This window comes from Micromonospora sp. L32 (assembly GCF_052068055.1).
Lineage (GTDB): Bacteria > Actinomycetota > Actinomycetes > Mycobacteriales > Micromonosporaceae > Micromonospora > Micromonospora purpureochromogenes.
Window position 1 is genome coordinate 192,691 of record NZ_JBQHDD010000007.1, and the last position, 17,648, is coordinate 210,338.

General features: G+C 74.7%; 5 protein-coding genes and 1 pseudogene. 4 read left to right on the plus strand and 2 right to left on the minus strand.

The window, feature by feature from the left end:
• From ACTMTB_RS20515 to ACTMTB_RS20530, 4 genes and pseudogenes are all read left to right on the plus strand, one after another.
• Positions 1-11,976 (plus strand): annotated as a pseudogene (locus ACTMTB_RS20515) (type I polyketide synthase); the annotation flags it as partial.
• Between the two features lie 114 nt (positions 11,977-12,090).
• Positions 12,091-12,393, plus strand: coding sequence for a hypothetical protein (locus ACTMTB_RS20520; RefSeq protein WP_357917058.1), 303 nt, complete (start codon positions 12,091-12,093; stop codon positions 12,391-12,393).
• Positions 12,393-13,295: a proline iminopeptidase-family hydrolase gene (locus tag ACTMTB_RS20525; protein WP_441147883.1), complete on the plus strand. Its 903-nt coding sequence runs from the start codon at positions 12,393-12,395 to the stop codon at positions 13,293-13,295. Before ACTMTB_RS20520 ends, ACTMTB_RS20525 begins: the two co-directional genes overlap by 1 nt.
• Before the next feature lie 17 nt (positions 13,296-13,312).
• Positions 13,313-14,884 carry an amino acid adenylation domain-containing protein gene (locus ACTMTB_RS20530; protein WP_441147885.1) on the plus strand — a complete coding sequence of 524 codons (1,572 nt, stop codon included), beginning with the start codon at positions 13,313-13,315 and terminating at the stop codon, positions 14,882-14,884.
• A gap of 9 nt (positions 14,885-14,893) precedes the next feature.
• Here the strand turns inward: ACTMTB_RS20530 and ACTMTB_RS20535 are convergent, their stop codons facing one another.
• A complete protein-coding gene (locus ACTMTB_RS20535) occupies positions 14,894-15,874 on the minus strand; it encodes an ACP S-malonyltransferase (protein ID WP_441147887.1) in 981 nt (326 codons plus the stop codon).
• Positions 15,871-17,430, minus strand: coding sequence for a phenylalanine aminomutase (D-beta-phenylalanine forming) (locus ACTMTB_RS20540; RefSeq protein ID WP_441147889.1), 1,560 nt, complete (start codon positions 17,428-17,430; stop codon positions 15,871-15,873). Before ACTMTB_RS20540 ends, ACTMTB_RS20535 begins: the two co-directional genes overlap by 4 nt.
• Between the last annotated feature and the right edge of the window lie 218 nt (positions 17,431-17,648).

Genomic DNA, 17,648 nt, shown 5'->3' on the forward strand with positions numbered 1-17,648 from the left:
GACGACAAGCTCGTCGCCGCGCTGCGCAGCTCGCTCAAGGAGACCGAGCGGCTGCGCGCGCAGAACCGGCGGCTCACCGCGGCCGCCCACGAGCCGGTCGCGATCATCGGGATGAGCTGCCGCTTCCCCGGCGGGGTGAGCACGCCGGAGCAGCTATGGCGGCTGGTCGCCGACGGGGTTGACGCGATCGGCGACTTCCCCGCCGACCGGGGCTGGAACGTCGACGAGCTGTACGACCCGACCGGTGAGCGGCCGCACACCAGCTACGTCCGGCAGGGCGGGTTCCTCACCGACGCCGCCGCCTTCGACCCGGCGTTTTTCGGGATCAGTCCCAACGAGGCGACCATCATGGACCCGCAGCAGCGGCTGCTGCTGGAGTGCGCCTGGGAGGCGTTCGAGCGGGCCGGCATCGACCCCGGCACGCTGCGCGGCAGCCGTACCGGGGTGTTCGCCGGGTTGATGTACCACGACTACGCCAGCAGCCACGCCACCGGCTCGGTCGCCTCCGGCCGGGTGGCGTACGCGCTGGGGCTGGAGGGGCCGGCGGTCACCGTGGACACCGCCTGCTCGTCGTCGCTGGTCGCGTTGCACCTGGCGGTGCAGGCGCTGCGCTCGGGGGAGTGCACCCTGGCGCTCGCCGGTGGCGCGGCGGTGATGGCGACGCCGGAGGCCTTCGTCGAGTTCAGCCGGCAGCGGGGGCTGGCCCCGGACGGCCGGTGCAAGTCGTTCGGGGCGGGCGCCGACGGCACCGGCTGGGGCGAGGGCGCCGGCTTCCTGCTGGTGGAACGCCTCTCGGACGCCCAACGCCTCGGCCATCCGGTGCTTGCCGTGGTTCGCGGCACGGCCGTCAACCAGGACGGCGCGTCGAACGGCTTCTTCGCCCCGAACGGCCCCGCCCAGCAGCGGGTGATCCGCGCCGCCCTCGCCTCCGCCGGCGTCCCGGCCGCCGAGGTGGACGTCGTGGAGGCGCACGGCACCGGCACCACCCTCGGCGACCCGATCGAGGCGCAGGCGCTGCTCGCCACGTACGGGCAGGACCGGCCCGCCGACCGGCCGCTCCGGCTCGGGTCGATCAAGTCGAACCTCGGGCACACCCAGGCCGCCGCCGGCGTGGCCGCCGTCATCAAGATGGTGCAGGCGATGCGGCACGGGCTGATGCCCCGGACCCTGCACGCCGAGGAGCGCTCGCCCCAGGTGGACTGGTCGTCCGGCGCGGTCGAGCTGCTGACCGAGGCATGCGAGTGGCCGGCGGAGGGGCATCCGCGCCGGGCCGGCATCTCGTCGTTCGGCCTCTCCGGCACCAACGCCCACGTCATCATCGAACAGGCCCCGGACTCCGCCCCGCAGCCGGACGCCGGCGTGCCGTCGTCGCTGGTGCCCTGGGTGCTGTCGGCGAAGTCCGACCCGGCGCTACAGGAACTTGCGGACCGCTTCGCCCCGGTCGCCGGAGAGTTGTCGCCGGTGGATCTGGGCGCCGCGGCCCGAACCTTGGTCACCGGTCGGGCGACGTTCGGCCACCGGGCGGTGGTGCTGGGCGCGGACCCGGCCGAGCTGTCCGTCGGACTGGCAGCGGTGGCGGCGGGGGAGCGCGCGCCCAACGCCGTCGCCGGCGTGACCCGGACCGGTCGGCTGGCGGTGCTGTTCACCGGTCAGGGCGCGCAGCGCCTCGGCATGGGTCGCTCGCTGCACGTGGCCTTCCCGGTGTTCGCCGCTGCCTTCGACGCGGTGGTGGCGGAGCTGGACGCGCATCTGGACCGGCCGTTGCGTGAGGTGGTCTGGGGTGATGACGAGGAGCTGATCCGGCGGACGGGTTATGCGCAGGCGGGGTTGTTCGCCGTTGAGGTGGCCCTGTTCCGGCTGGTGGAGTCGTGGGGTGTGCGGGCTGATTTCGTGGCCGGACACTCGATCGGTGAGTTGGCTGCCGCGCACGTCGCGGGGGTGTTGTCGCTGACCGATGCCGCAAAGCTGGTGGCGGCTCGTGGGCGGTTGATGCAGGCGTTGCCCGATGGTGGGGCGATGGTGGCGGTGCGGGCGTCGGAGGAGGAGGTGCGGGCGGCGCTGGCGGGTCCGGGTGTGGTGGTCGGATCCTTTGGAGCTGATGACGCAAACGACTCAGACTCCAACGGCACCGGCAGCGGCACTGTTTCGGTTGCGGCCAACGGCTTCGGCATTGGCGCCGGCAACAGTCGGGCCGCAGGCGCCGCCGCTGTGGACATCGCGGCCGTCAACGGCCCCCGTTCGGTAGTCATCTCCGGCACCGAAGCCGCCGTGCTGCACCTGGCCGAGCACTTCACCAAGCAAGGTCGCAAGACCACCCGGCTGCGGGTCAGCCACGCGTTCCACAGCGGGTTGATGGACCCGATGCTCGACGAGTTCCGGGCCGTCGCCGCGGAGCTGACCTACACCGAGCCGCAACTCCCGGTCGTGTCCAACCTGACCGGCGCCCTCGCCACCACCGAGCTGACCGACCCGGACTACTGGGTCCGGCACGTCCGCGAGGCCGTGCGTTTCGCCGACGGCATCACCACCCTGCATCAGGCAGGCACGACCACGTTCCTGGAACTCGGCCCGGACGCCGCCCTCACCCCGATGATCGAGGGCATCCTCACCGACGACGTCACCGTCATCCCCAGCCTGCGGCGGGGACACGACGAACAGCGGCAAGCCCTCACCGCCCTGGCGAAGCTGCACGTCACCGGCACCACCGTCGACTGGACCGCATTACTCCCGCAGACCACCCGCACGATCGACCTGCCCACGTACCCGTTCCAGCGGCAGCCGTACTGGCTGCACACCCTCGACTACCTCACCGAGTCCTGGCTGGCCGGCGCGCTCGGCGACGACCCGGCCGCGCTCGGCCTGACCCCCGTCGACCACCCGCTGCTGCGGGCCGCCGTGGCCACCGCCCACGCCGACGGCCTCGTCCTCACCGGCCGGTTGTCCCGGCAGGCCCAGCCCTGGCTCGCCGACCACGACGTGCTCGGCACCGTGCTGCTGCCCGGCACCGGCCTGGTCGAACTCGCCCTGCGCGCCGGCGAGGAGGCCGGCTGCCACCGGCTCGACGAGCTGACCCTCACCGCGCCGCTGGTGCTGCCCGAACGCGGCGACGTCATGGTGCAGGTGGTCGTCGGCGACCCCGACAGCGCCGGGCGACGTACCGTCGGCGTCTACTCCCGGGCCCCCGGCGGCCGCTGGACACTGCACGCCGACGGGCTGCTCGCCGCCGACGCCGCCGCGCCGTCCGTCGACCTGACCGCCTGGCCGCCGCCGGGCGGGACCCCGCTGGCCACCGAGGGCGCGTATGAGCGGTTGCGCGGGCGGGGGTACGCGTACGGGCCGACGTTCCAGGGGCTGCGGGCCGCCTGGGAACGCGGCGAGGAGCTGTACGCCGAGGTGGCCCTGCCCGACGAGGCGCACCCGGACGCCGCCCGGTTCGGCCTGCACCCGGCCCTGCTCGACGCCGCCATGCACGCCTCCCTGCTCCAGGACCACGACGGCTCCGGGGCGACGCTGCTGCCGTTCGCCTGGAACGGCGTTTCCCGGCACGCCGTCGGCGCCACCGCGCTGCGGCTGCGGATGGCGCCCACCGGACCGGACAGCGTCACCCTCACCGTCGCCGACCCGTCCGGGCAGCCGGTGCTCACCGTCGGGTCGCTGGTCTCCCGGCCGGTCTCCGCCGCCCAACTCGACGGCGTGCGGGCCGGCCGGGACCAGGTGCTGCACCGGGTGCGGTGGCAGCCGGCGGCCACCCCGGACGGGGCGCCGGACTTGTCACGCTGGGCGGTGGTCGGCGACGCCGTCGCGGTGCCGGGGGTGCCGTCGTACGCGGACCTGGACGCGGTCGGCGCGGCGGACGCCGTACCGGAGGTGGTGCTGCTGCCGCTCGCTGCCGGCGACGGCGACGTGCCGGCGGCGGTCCGGGAGGTGACCGGGGCGGCGCTGGCGGCCGTGCGGGCCTGGCTGGCCGACGACCGGTTCGCCGACTCCCGGCTGGTGCTGGTGACCCGGGAGGCCGTGGTCACCGGCCCCGACGACCGGGTGGCGCTGGTCCAGGCGCCGGTCTGGGGCCTGGTCCGGGCGGCGCAGGCGGAGAACCCGGAGCGGTTCGTCCTCGCCGACACCGACGGCCGGCTGGAATCCTGGACCGCGCTGCCGGCGGCCCTCGCGGCGGGGGAGCCGGAGCTGGCGCTGCGCGCCGGAGGGCTGCTCGTGCCCCGACTCGTCCCGGTCACCGACGCCGGGACGCCCGAGGGCGCGACCGGCGATGCCGCGACCGACGCCCCCGACGACGCGACGACCGACTTGGCGACCAACGCCGGGACACGCGACCACGCCACGACCGGCGAGCCGGCGGCCGGCGGCCCGAGCGACGGCACGGCGCTGGTCACCGGGGGCACCGGCGGGCTCGGCGCGCTCGTGGCGCGGCACCTGGTCAGCGCGCACGGCGTCCGCCACCTGGTGCTCACCAGCCGGCGCGGGCCCGCCGCCCCCGGCGTGGACGCGCTGGTCAGCGACCTGACCGCGCTCGGCGCGACGGTACGGGTGGCGGCCTGCGACGCCGCCGACCGGGAGACCCTGGCCGCCGTGCTGGCCGACATCCCCGCCGCCCACCCGCTGCGGATCGTGGTGCACGCCGCCGGGGTCGCCGACAACGGCGTGGCCGCCACGCTCACCCCGGAACGGCTCGCGGCCGCCCTCGCGCCCAAGGTGGACGGTGCCTGGCACCTGCACGAGCTGACCCGCGAGGCGGACCTGTCCGCGTTCGTGCTTTTCTCCTCCGCGGGCGGGCTGGTGCTCGCTGCCGGCCAGGCCGGCTACGCGGCGGCGAACGTCTTCCTCGACGCGCTCGCCGAGCACCGGGCCGCGCGAGGGCTGCCGGCGACCTCGCTGGCGTACGGGCTGTGGGGCACCGACGCGGGGCTGGGTGCCGTGCTCAGCGACGCCGACCTGGAACGGATGGCCCGACAGGGCTTCCCTGCGCTCACCGAGGCAGACGGGCTGGCCGCGTTCGACACCGCACTGCGGGACCGGCCGGTCACCCTCGTCCCGCTGCGGATCGACCCGGCCGCCGTGCGCACCGACGCCGGCATTCCCGCGCTGCTGCGCGCCCTGGTCCGGGCGCCCCGGCGGTTGCGCCGGGCCACCGACACCCCGGCCGCCGCCGGGCGGTTCGCCGGCCTGTCCGGGCCCGACCGGCTCCGCGCCCTGCGGGACCTGGTCCGCGCCCAGGTCGCCGCCGTCCTCGGGTACGACTCCGCCGAGGCGGTGGAGCCGGACCGCGCCTTCTCCGAGCTGGGCTTCGACTCGCTGTCGGCGGTGGAACTGCGCAACGCGCTCGGCGCGGCGACCGACCTGCGGCTGCCCGCCACGCTGATCTTCGACTACCCGACCGCCGACGCCGTCGCCGCGTACCTCGACTCGCTGCTCGGCGGGGTCTCCGCCGACGCCCCCGCCCAGGCCGGGCCGCGCCCGGTGGACGAGCCGATCGCCATCGTCGGGATGAGCTGCCGCTTCCCCGGCGGGGTCGGCTCGCCGGAGGAGCTGTGGCGGTTGGTCGCCGACGGGGTGGACGCGATCGCGCCGCTGCCCACCGACCGGGGCTGGGCCGACGACCTGTACCACCCCGAGCCGGGCCGCCCCGGCCGCTGCTACGCCCGGGCCGGCGGGTTCCTGCCCGACGCCGCCGACTTCGACGCCGGCTTCTTCGGCATCAGCCCCAACGAGGCGTACGCGGTCGACCCGCAGCAGCGGCTGCTGCTGGAGTGCGCCTGGGAGGCGTTCGAGCGGGCCGGGATCGATCCGGGCACGCTCAAGGGCAGCCCCACCGGCGTCTTCGCCGGCCTGATGTACCACGACTACGGGTACGGCAGCTCCGCGGGCGGCAGTGCGGCGGCTGGCAGGGTGTCGTACGTGCTGGGCCTGGAGGGCCCGGCGGTGGCGGTGGACACCGCCTGCTCGTCGTCGCTGGTCGCGTTGCACCTGGCGGTGCAGGCGCTGCGGTCGGGGGAGTGCTCGCTGGCGCTCGCCGGCGGCGTGACCGTGATGGCCACCCCCGAGATCCTGATCGAGTTCTCCCGGCAGCGCGGCCTCTCCCCGGACGGCCGGTGCCGCTCCTTCGGGGCGGGCGCCGACGGCACCGGTTGGGCCGAGGGCGCCGGCTTCCTGCTGGTCGAGCGCCTGTCCGACGCCCAGCGGCTCGGCCACCCGGTGCTGGCCGTGGTACGGGGCTCGGCCGTCAACCAGGACGGCGCGTCGAACGGCTTCTTCGCGCCGAACGGCCCCTCGCAGCAGCGGGTGATCCGGGCCGCCCTGGCGTCGGCCGGTGTGCCGGCCGCCGAGGTGGACGTGGTGGAGGCGCACGGCACCGGCACCACGCTTGGTGACCCGATCGAGGCGCAGGCGCTGCTGGCCACGTACGGTCAGGACCGGCCCGCCGACCGGCCGCTGTGGTTGGGGTCGATCAAGTCGAACCTGGGGCACACCCAGGCCGCCGCCGGTGTCGCCGGCGTGATCAAGATGGTCCTGGCGATGCGGCACGGCCTGCTGCCGCCGACGCTGCACGCCAAGGAGCGCTCGCCGCAGGTGGACTGGTCCGCCGGGGCGGTCGAGCTGCTGACCCGGCCCCGCGAGTGGTCGGCGAACGGGCACCCGCGCCGGGCCGGCATCTCGTCGTTCGGGCTCTCCGGCACCAACGCCCACGTCATCCTCGAACAGGCCCCACCGCCCCCGACCGCCCCCGCGGAGCCGGAAAGCGGGACGCAGAGGCCGCTGCCCTGGCTGCTCTCCGCCCGCTCCGAGGTGGCGCTGCGGGCCCAGGCCGCCCGGCTGCACCGGCACCTGTCGGGCCGGCCGGAGCTGCGGCTGCCGGACGTGGCGTACTCGCTGGCGACCGGCCGCGCCGCCCTGGAACAGCGGGCCGCCGTGCTGGGCGCCGACCGCGACGAACTCCTCGCCGGGCTGGCCACCCTCGCCGACGGCGGGACGGCCGCACCCATGCTGTCGGGGACGGCCCGGGCCGGTCGACTGGCGGTGCTGTTCACCGGTCAGGGCGCGCAGCGCCTCGGGATGGGTCGCTCGCTGCACGCAGCCTTCCCGGTGTTCGCCGCTGCGTTCGACGCGGTGGTGGCGGAGTTGGACGCGCACCTGGATCGGCCGTTGCGTGAGGTGGTCTGGGGTGATGACGAGGAGCTGATCCGGCGGACGGGTTATGCGCAGGCCGGTCTGTTCGCGGTCGAGGTCGCCCTGTTCCGGCTGGTGGAGTCGTGGGGTGTGCGGCCGGATTTCGTGGCCGGGCATTCGATTGGTGAGCTTGCTGCCGCGCATGTGGCCGGGGTGTTGTCGCTGTCGGATGCGGCGCGTCTGGTGGCGGCTCGTGGGCGGTTGATGCAGGCATTGCCGGCTGGTGGGGCGATGGTGGCGGTGCAGGCGTCGGAGGAGGAGGTGCGGGCGGCGCTGGCGGGTCCGGGTGTGGTGGTCGGCTCCTTTGGAGCTGATGTCGTAAACGACTCAGCCGGGACCGGCAACGGCAACGGCACCGAGGACGGCGTCGGCCAGGTCGCGGCCAACGGCATGGGCAGCGGCACGGGCACGGGCACGGGTGATGGTGGCGGTCTGGCAGCGGCTGGCAGTGTGGACATCGCGGCCGTCAACGGCCCCCGGTCCGTGGTCATCTCCGGCCCCGAAGCGGCCGTGCTGCACGTGGCCGAGCACTTCACCACCCTGGGGCGGAAGACCACCCGCCTGCGGGTGAGTCACGCGTTCCACAGCGGGCTGATGGACCCGATGCTCGACGAGTTCCGGGCCGTCGCGGCGAGCCTCACCTACGCCGAGCCGCAGCTCCCGCTGGTCTCGAACTTGACCGGCGCCCTCGCCACCTCCGAGCTGACCGACCCCGACTACTGGGTCCGCCACGTGCGCGAGGCGGTCCGCTTCGCCGACGGCATCACCACCCTGCATCAGGCGGGAGCGACCACGTTCCTGGAACTCGGCCCGGACGCCGCGCTCACCCCGATGATCGAGGGCATCCTCACCGACGACGTCACCGTCGTGCCGTCCCTGCGGCGGGGTCACGACGAACAGCGGCAGGCCCTGACCGCCCTGGCCAGGCTGCACGTCACCGGCACCACCGTCGACTGGACCGCACTACTCACCGGCACCCGCGTCGACCTGCCCACCTACCCGTTCCAGCGGCAGCGGTACTGGCGTCCGGAACGGCCCGGTGGCGAGGGAGCCACCCCGGCCGGTCTCGCCGCGACCGAGCATCCGCTGCTCGGCGCGTCGGTCACCCTCGCCGACACCGACGGCGTGCTGTTCACCGGCCGGCTCTCCGTCGACACCCAGCCCTGGCTCGCCGACCACGTGGTCGGCGACACCGTCCTCTTTCCCGGCACCGGCTTCGTCGAGCTGGCGGTCGCCGCCGGCGAGCGGACCGACGCGCCGGTGGTCGAGGAGCTGATCCTGCACGCCCCGCTGATACTGCCCGAGAACACGGCGGTCACCCTTCAGGTCGCCGTCGGCCCACCCGACGAGGGCGGCTCCCGTTCCGTCACCGTCCACTCCCGTACCGGCGAGGCGGACCCGTGGACCCGGCACGCCGACGGCCGGATCGGCGCTGGCGGCACGGCGCCCGCTGTGGACCTGACCGCCTGGCCACCGCCGGGCGCGACCCCGCTGCCGACCGGCGACGCGTACGAGCGGATGGCCGAGCGCGGCTACGGCTACGGACCCACCTTCCAGGGGCTGCGCGCCGCCTGGCAGCGCGGCGACGAGCTGTACGCCGAGATCAGCCTGCCGGACGCCGCGCACGCCGAGGCCGAGCAGTTCGTGCTGCACCCGGCCCTGCTCGACGCCGCGCTGCACGTGCTCGGGCTCGCCGACGGCGACGCCGACGACCAGGGCGGCACCATGCTGCCGTTCTCCTGGAACACCGTCACCCCGCACGCCACCGGCGCCCGGGGGCTGCGGGTCGCGATCCGCCCGACCGGGCCCCGCGAGGTCTCGCTCGACCTGGCCGACCTCTCCGGCGCGCCGGTCGCCGCCGTCGGCTCCCTCGCCCTGCGGGAGGTTGACGCGGCGCAGCTCCGGATCGCCGCGCCGGGCCGGCAGGACGGCCTGTACCGGCTCGCCTGGACCCCCGCCGCCGAGCTGCCGACCGCCACCACCGGCACCGGATGGGCCGTTATCGGCCAGCCGGGCCCGCACCGCGCCACGCCCGGCGCCGACCCCGGTCCGGCGAACGCCCCGGCCCCTGCCGCTTCCGGCATCGACGCCGTTCCGGCGACCGCCCTGGACCTTGACGCTCTCGGCCGGGCCGTCGGCCTGGCGAACGACGGGGATTTCGCCGCGCTGGGCATCAACGGCGGCCCGGCGAACGACCGGGATCTGCCGGCGCTCGGCCGGAACGGCGGCCCGGCGAACGACGGGGATCTCGCCATGCACGACGGGGACGGCGGCCCGCCGAACGACCTGGATCTCGCCATGCACGACGGGGACGGCGGCCCGCCGAACGACCTGGATCTCGCCGCGCCCGGTGGGGACGGCAGCCTTCACTGCTACCCGGACCTCGCCGCGCTCGGCGCCGCCGTGGACGCCGGCCTCTCGGCGCCCGACGTGGTGCTCTTCCGGGTCCCCCGCCCGGAGAACACACCCAACACCGCCGGGCGCTCCGACCGGAGCGGGCCGAACACCGACATCGACGTCCTGGCCGGTGTCCGCGGCTGCGTATACGAGGTCCTGGGCCTCGTGCAGGGCTGGCTCGCCGACCCCCGCTTCACCGCCGCCCGGCTGGTCCTGCTCACCGAGGGCGCGGTCGGCGCCGACGGGGCGGACGTGGCGCTGACCCAGGCGCCGATTTGGGGCCTGCTCCGGGCCGCCCAGGCGGAGAACCCCGGCCGCTTCGTGCTGCTCGACACCGACCGGACCGCCGCCTCCCGGGACGCCCTCGGGCCCGCCCTGGCCACCGACGAGCCGGAACTGATGATCCGCTCCGGCCGTGTCCTGGTGCCCCGCCTGGTCCGCGAGCCGTACGCCCCGGCCGACACCCCGGCCGGGCTGGACCCCGACGGCACCGTGCTGATCACCGGTGGCACCGGTGGGCTGGGCGCCCTGGTGGCCCGGCACCTCGCCCGGGCGTACGGGATCAGGCACCTGCTGCTGACCAGCCGGCGGGGGCCGGCGGCGCCCGGGGTGGACGAGCTCCGCGCCGACCTGGCCGCGCTCGGCGCCACCGCCGACGTGGTGGCCTGCGACGTGGGTGACCGCGACCAGCTCGCCGCGCTGCTCGCCGGCGTGCCCGACCGGCGTCCGCTGACCGCCGTGGTGCACGCGGCGGCGGTGGTGGACGACGGGGTGGCGGGCTCGCTGACCCCGGAGCGGATCGACGGGGTGCTGCGCCCGAAGGTGGACGCCGCCTGGCACCTGCACGAGCTGACCCGCGACGCCGGCCTGGCCGCGTTCGTGCTCTTCTCCTCGGCCGGCGGGTTGGTGCTCGCCGCCGGGCAGGGCGGGTACGCCACGGCGAACGTCTTCCTCGACGCGCTCGCGCAGCACCGGGTGGCGGCCGGCCTGCCCGCCACCTCGGTCGCCTACGGGCTCTGGGGCACCGACGTCGGCCTGGGTGCCTGGCTCACCGAGGTGGACCTGCAACGGATGGCCCGGCAGGGCCTGCCCGCGCTGACAGTGCCGGAGGGGCTGGCCGCGCTCGACACCGCGCTGCGCAGCCCCCGCGCGACGCTGGTGCCGGTGAAGGTCGACGTGGCGGCGCTGCGCGCCCGCGCCGACGAGCCGCCCGCACTGCTGCGTGGCCTGCTGCCCCGGGTACGCCGGCGCAGCGCCGCGGCCGCCGTGGACCCGGAGTGGTTCGCCCGCCGGCTCGCCGGTCAGTCCTCGGCGGAACAGGAGCGCCAGGTCACCGAGCTGGTACGCGGCCACGCCGCCGCCGTGCTCGGCCACGAGGACCCCGAGGCGGTCGACCCGGAGCGGGACTTCCTCGAACTGGGCTTCGACTCGCTCGCCGCGGTGGAGCTGCGCAACCGGCTCAACGCGGCGACCGGGCTGCGGCTGGCCCCGATGGCGGTGTTCGACAACAAGAATCCCGCCGCGCTGGCCCGGCACCTGCGCGCCGAGCTGGCCCCGGCCGCCGGTGGCGCGCCCGCCCCGGAGCCGGCCGGGGAGCCGGACACCCTGGCCGGGCTGTTCCGGGCGGCGGTGCTGGGCAACGAGGTGCTCAAGGGCTTCAACCTGCTGCGGGCGGTGGCCGACCTGCGACCCCGGTTCACCTCCGCCGCCGACTTCGGGGCGGTGCCACCGGGCGTCACCATGGCCGACGGCCCGGGGTCGCCCGTGCTCATCGGGATCAGCACCCCGATGGCCACCGGCGGCCCGCACCAGCACGCCCGGCTGGCCGCCGCGTTCCGGGGCCGGCGTCCGATGGTGTCGCTGACCAACCCGGGCTTCGTCGCGGGGGAGCGGCTGCCCGACTCGGTGGACGCGGTGGTCGACGTGCTCGCCGAGAGCGTCGTCCGGGCCGCCGCCGGGCGCCCGTTCGTCCTCATCGGCTACTCCTCGGGCGGGACGCTCGCCTACGCCACCGCCGGGCACCTGGAACGGAGCCTGGGGGTGCGCCCCGCCGGGGTGGTGCTGATGGACACCTACCGGGTCGACACCGACGACCGGGACCAGTCCCGGCTGATGGAGCAGCTCACCGTCGGGCTGGTCCAGGCCGACGCCCGTTTCGGGATGCTCAACAGCGCCGCCCTGTCGGGGATGAACCGCTACTTCGACCTGGTGCCCCGGTTCCGGCTGGACCCGGTCGAGGCGCCGGTGCTCTTCGTCGGCGCGGCCGAGCCGTTCCGGCCCGACGCGGCGGACGACGGCTCCTGGCAGGCCCGGCCCTGGGAGCCGACGCACGAGTACCGCACCGTCGCGGCCACCCACTTCACCATGATCGAGGACCGGGCGGCGGCCGCCGCGGAGGTCGTCGAGGAGTGGCTCGGGACGCTCGCCCCTAGGGGCTGATAGGGGTATGGACCGCCCGCCGGGATCCATAGTGTCTGCCACGGGAAGCGATCGACGCACGATAGGGAGCAACGGATGAGCACCGACGGCAGCTGGCAGCTGGACATCGAGAGCCCGCTCGGCAAGCAGAGCCTCTGGGTCGAACTGACCGCCGAGGGCGAGAAGCTGATCGGCAAGGCCCGGGCCAACGGCCAGGTCATCGACCCCGACATCATCGACGGCGAGCTGGTCGGCGACGTCGCCTCGTGGAAGATCAAGTGCCGCAAGCCGGTCCCGCTGACCATGAAGGTCACCGTCACCGTCAACGGCGACACCATGACCGGCAAGGCCAAGCCGGGCATGTTCGGTACCTTCCCGGTCACCGGCCGCCGCGTCTAGTGACCGCACCGACGACCAAGGGGACGGCGCCGTTCGGCGAATTCCGGACCTGGTACCGGGTCACGGGGGAGCTGTCGCCGCAACGGACCGCGCTGGTGGTCGTGCACGGCGGCCCCGGCAGCACCCACGACTACCTGACCAGCCTCTCGGTGTTCGCCGACGGCGGCACCCCCGTCGTCCACTACGACCAGCTGGGCAACGGGGGTTCCACCCACCTGCCGGGCCGGCCGGCCGAGTTATGGACCGTCCAGCTCTTCCTCGACGAGCTGGACAACCTCCTGCGCCACCTCGGGGTCGCCGACAACTACGTCCTGTTCGGACACTCCTGGGGCGGCCTGCTGGTGGCGAAGCACGCGGCGGCGGCGCCGGCCGGCCTGAAGGGCCTGATCATCGCCGACGCGCCGGCGTCGTACCCGTTGTGGCTGGCGGCGATGGCAGAGCTGCGCGCCGCGCTGCCGGCCGGGGTCGACGACACGCTGCGCCGGCACGAGGCGGCGGGCACCACCGACAGCGACGAGTACCACGCAGCCACCAAGGTCTTCTACGACCGGCACCTGTGCCGGCTCGACCCGTGGCCCCGCGACTACCAGGCCTCCTTCTACGAGCTCTACAACGACCCGACCGTGTACCTCGCGATGAACGGACCGAGCGAGTTCCACGTCATCGGGTCGCTGAAGGACTGGGGCGTCACCGACTGTCTCGCCGACATCGCGGTGCCCACCCTGGTCATCTCGGGCCGCCACGACGAGGCCACCCCGGCCACCGTCCGGCCCTTCATCGACCTCATCCCGGACGCGCGCTGGGAGCTGTTCGACGACTCCAGCCACGTGCCGCACCTGGAGGAGCCGGAGCGGTTCCGCCAGACGGTGGGCGACTACCTCAAGACCGTCGCGCAGGTGTGAAGAAGGACGGACATCCGATGACCGACGCGGTCGGGCGGTTCCCCGCCGACACCCTGGACCAGTTCGTACTCGGCCCCGCCGCCCGCACGCCGGACAAGCCGGCGGTGATCGAGCGGGCCGGCGGCGCGCTGGTGACGGTCACGTACGGCGAGCTGGCCCGCGCGGTCGACGCGCGGGCCGCCGCGCTGGCCGAGGCGGGCGTTGGCACCGGCGACCGCGTCGTCATCGAGTCGCAGACCTCCGCCGCCGCCATCGCGCTGCTGCTCGCCTGCTCCCGGCTCGGCGCGGCGTTCGTGCCGGTCGACCCGGACACCCCGGACCTGCGGGTACGCGCCATCGTCGAGGCGACCGACCCGGTGCTGCACCTCCGGCCCGCCGGCCGTCCGGCCCGGGAACTGCCGTCGACAACCGCCGTCGCCGAGTTCAGCCCGGACGGGCTGGTCGCCCCCGCCGGCAAGCCCCGGCAGCGCCGTCGCCGCGCGGTGGTGGGCACCGACCCGGCGTACCTGATCTTCACCTCCGGGACCACCGGGCAGCCCAAGGGTGTGGTGCTCAGCCACCACGCCGCGCTGGCCTTCTACCGGGGCGCCCAGCGCTTTCCGGTGGTGGCCGCCGACGACGTGGTGGCCAGCACCTCGCCGCTGGCCTTCGACGTCTCGCTGTTCGACCTCGGGGTCACGCTGGGCAGCGGGGCGACCCTCGCGCCGGTGCCCCGCGAGTTCCTGAGCTTCCCGCGCCGGCTGCTCGGCTTCCTCCGCGACGCCGGCGCGACGGTGGTGCACGGCGTGCCCTCGCTGTGGCGGCCGTTGCTGCGCCACGAGCCCGACGGCCTGGCCGCCCTGGACCGGCTGCGCGGCATCCTCTTCGCCGGCGAGAACTTCCCGCTGGCCGAGCTGCGCCGGCTGCGCGAACTGCACCCGGGACTGCGGGTGGTCAACGCGTTCGGCGCCACCGAGACGGTGGCCTGCTCCTTCGCCGAGGTGCCCGACCCGCTGCCCGCCGACGCCGAGCGGCTCTCCATCGGCGACGGCTACCCGGGCGCCGAGCTGCTGCTGGTCGACTCCGACGGCAGCGTGGTCGACGCGCCCGGCGCGGTCGGCGAGATCCACGTCCGCTGCCCGTCGCTGTTCAGCGGCTACTGGGACGACCCGGCGGCCACCCGGCAGGTGCTGGTGCCCGACCCCCTGGAGCCCCGCTCCGGGCAGCTCGTCTACCGCTCCGGCGACCTGGCGTACCGCGGGGCCGACGGGGAGCTGTACTTCTGCGGCCGGACCGACTCGATGGTGAAGATCCGGGGCAACCGGATCGAGCTGGGCGAGGTGGAACGCCGGCTGCTGGACCACCCGACGGTCGGCGCGGCGGTGGCGGTGGCGGCCCCGGCGGCCGACGGCGAGCCGAGCCTGCACGCCTTCGTGGTGCCCCGGCAGGGCGCCACCGTCGGCGCGGCCGAGCTGGTGGAGCGGTGCCGGCGCACCATGCCGGCGTACATGGTCCCGGCGCGGTTCCACTTCCTCACCGAGCTGCCGCTGACCGCCAACGGAAAGGCGAACCGGACCGCGCTGGCCGAACTGGCCCGCGCGGCCCGGTAGGCCGCCGGATCATCCCACCAGGGTCCGCTGCCGCGGCCGGGGCCGCAGCGCGAGCGCCGGGGTCAGGGTCAGCACGTCGAACGGTCGCCGCGCCGCGTCCACCCGGCCCCAGAGCCCGTCCGGGCCGGAGACGCAGAGCCGGGACACCCCGTGGGCGCGCAGCGTCTCCAGCGCCCCGGGCCAGCGCACCTGCCGGACGATCCCGTCCAGCAGCAACCGACGCACCTGCTCGCCCCGGGTCAGCACCGCGCCGTCGTGGTCGGAGACCATCGGCAGCCGCAGGTCGGTGAACGGCAGCCCGGCCACCAGCTCCCGCTCCATCGTCGCCCGCAGCGGGGCGAAGGCGGCCGAGTGCATCGGCGGGCTCATCGTGTACAGCGGCAGGCCGCCGCGCGCCCGCACGGCCGCCTGGAGCCAGTCCAGGCGGTGCCGGCGTACCGAGAGCATCCAGAAGTCGTCGTCGACGTGGCAGGCCGTCTCGTACCACTCGCCGGCCTCGTCCAACTCGCCGAGGATCTCCGCCAGCCGGGCCCGGGGTGTCCGGGCGAAGGACTGGGTGACCACGTCGCTGTGGGCGTGGGCGAAGTACTCGTCCAGGTGCCGGTTCCAGCCGACGGTGAGCCGTACCGCGTCGGGGAAGCTGAGCGCCCCGGCGTAGACGGCGGCCGGCGTGCCGCCGAAGCTCGGCCCGACGACGATGTCGGGCCGGACGTCCAGCGCGTCCTCCGCCCAGTGCGCCAGCGCCAGGCAGACCACCAGGAACGCCACCCGCTCGCTCTCCGAGTAGCCCCCCTCGGCCTGCCGGTAACGGTCCACCAGCGACCAGCCCAGGGCCTCGTCGGCCTGTGCGGTCAGCCGGCGCGCCTCCGGGTTGATCAGCAGGAAGCGCCCGACCTGCGCGAACGAGCTGGGGCTGATGCCGGGGAAGACCACGGCGGTGGCCCCACCGCCGGGCTCCGCCCCGGCGCCGTCGGGCACGGGGCCGGTCACAGCAGGACCTCCGACCGGTACGCCGGCGGCGCGGCCAGGATCTGGGTGGCGATCGCCTCGACGTAGTCGGTGATGGTGACGTCCCGGTCGAGGTAGGGGACCAGCTCGCGGGTCCGCTCGTAGAGCTCACGGGTGACCGGGGAGAGCCCCTCGTTGCCCCGGATGTCGACCGCCTGGGCGGCGCAGAGCAACTCGAAGGCGACCACGTAGGTGGCGTTGGCGAGCACCTCCCGGGCCCGCCGGGCGGCGACGAAGCCGAACGAGACGATGTCCTGGAAGTCGCCGGTGCTGGTCAGCGACTGCACGGACATCGGCACCGCCAGGGCCCGCGTCTCGGCGGTCAGCGAGGCGGTCATGAACTGCCCGCCCATCAGGCCGAGCCGCAGGCCGGGGTTCTCCCGGCACAGGAAGGCCGGCAGCCCGTTGCTGTTGCTCTTGTCGAGGAACCGGTCGATCCGCCGGTTGGCCAGGTTGGTCAGGGTGGTCAGCGAGATGACCAGGTGGTCCATCGCCATCGCCACGTACTGGCCGTGGAAGTGCCCGTTGTGGAACACGTCGTTCTCGTCCGGCACCACCAGCGGGTTGTCGTTGGACGAGTTGAGTTCGGCCTCCAGCGTCTCGCCGATCCGGAGGAAGCTGTCCAGCACTGGACCGAGGATCTGCGGCGTGCACCGGATCGAGTACGCGTCCTCGATGGGCTGCGAGCCGGCCTTGGCCGAGGAGCCCATCTCGGCGGCAAGCGCCGCCTCGGTCTCCTGCTCGTTGACCGCCAGGGTGGACTCCTGCAGGGTGCGCCAGAGCCGCGCGGCGATCTCGCGCTGACCCTTGTGCGGCTTCAACTCGTGCACCCGCGGGTCGAACGGCTTGGTCATCCCACGCAGCCCCTCCACGGACAGCGCCGAGACCGTCAGGTACGTCTCCAGCAGCCGGCCGGCCTGGGCGAAGACCAGGCCGCCCAGGCCGACCATGCCGGAGGTGCCGTTGATCAGCGCCAGCCCCTCCTTGAAGCTGAGCGTCATCGGCTCGATGCCGGCCAGCCGCAGCGCCTCCGCGGCAGGCATGGTCTCGCCCCGGTAGCGGGCCCGCCACTGGCCGACGCAGGCCAGCGCGATCGCGGCGAGCGGGCCGAGGTCTCCGCTGGTGCCCAGCGACCCCTTCTCCGGTACGCACGGGATGATCCCGGCGTTGTACACGGCGATCAGCTTCTCCAGGTTCGCCGGCGAGATCGCCGAGTTGCCCCGGGCCAGCGACACGATCCGGGACAGCATGATCGCCCGGACCGTCCGGTCGTCCAGGTGCGGCCCGACGTTGGTGGCCACCGCGTTGATCAGGTTCTCCTGGAGCTGCTGGGCCATGGTGACCGGCACCAGCCAGTCGACGAAGCCGCCCATGCTGGTGTTGACGCCGTAGATGACCCGGCCCTCGTCGACGAAACGCTGCAGCGTCTCCCGGGAGGTCTGGACGCGCTGCCAGACCTTGTCGTCGAGGCCGACCGGCACCGAGTGCGTGGCCGCCGCCTCCAGTTGCTCCAGCCGGACCCATTGGTCGGCTGCCACAGTGAATTCCACGAGATCGAACCCCCTCCGCGGGACGGATGTCAGCGTTGTCCGCGTCGGGTGGGACCATCGGGCAGCGCGGTGTCGCACTGCCTCTGAACAGGTGCCCCGTGGAACCCGACGGGTGCGCAGGGTCAGTCAAGCCGCCTCCGTCGCGGGTGGAACAGACCGGGCGTACCCCTAGAAGGGCGCGAGCGGCCCCTAACCGGGGCCCGGCC

What these genes read in the sequence shown, in the direction of transcription:
- ACTMTB_RS20520 (WP_357917058.1), top strand. Translation starts at nt 12,091, where the DNA reads ATGAGCACCGACGGCAGCTGGCAGCTGGACATCGAGAGCCCGCTCGGC.
- ACTMTB_RS20530 (WP_441147885.1), top strand. Translation starts at nt 13,313, where the DNA reads ATGACCGACGCGGTCGGGCGGTTCCCCGCCGACACCCTGGACCAGTTC.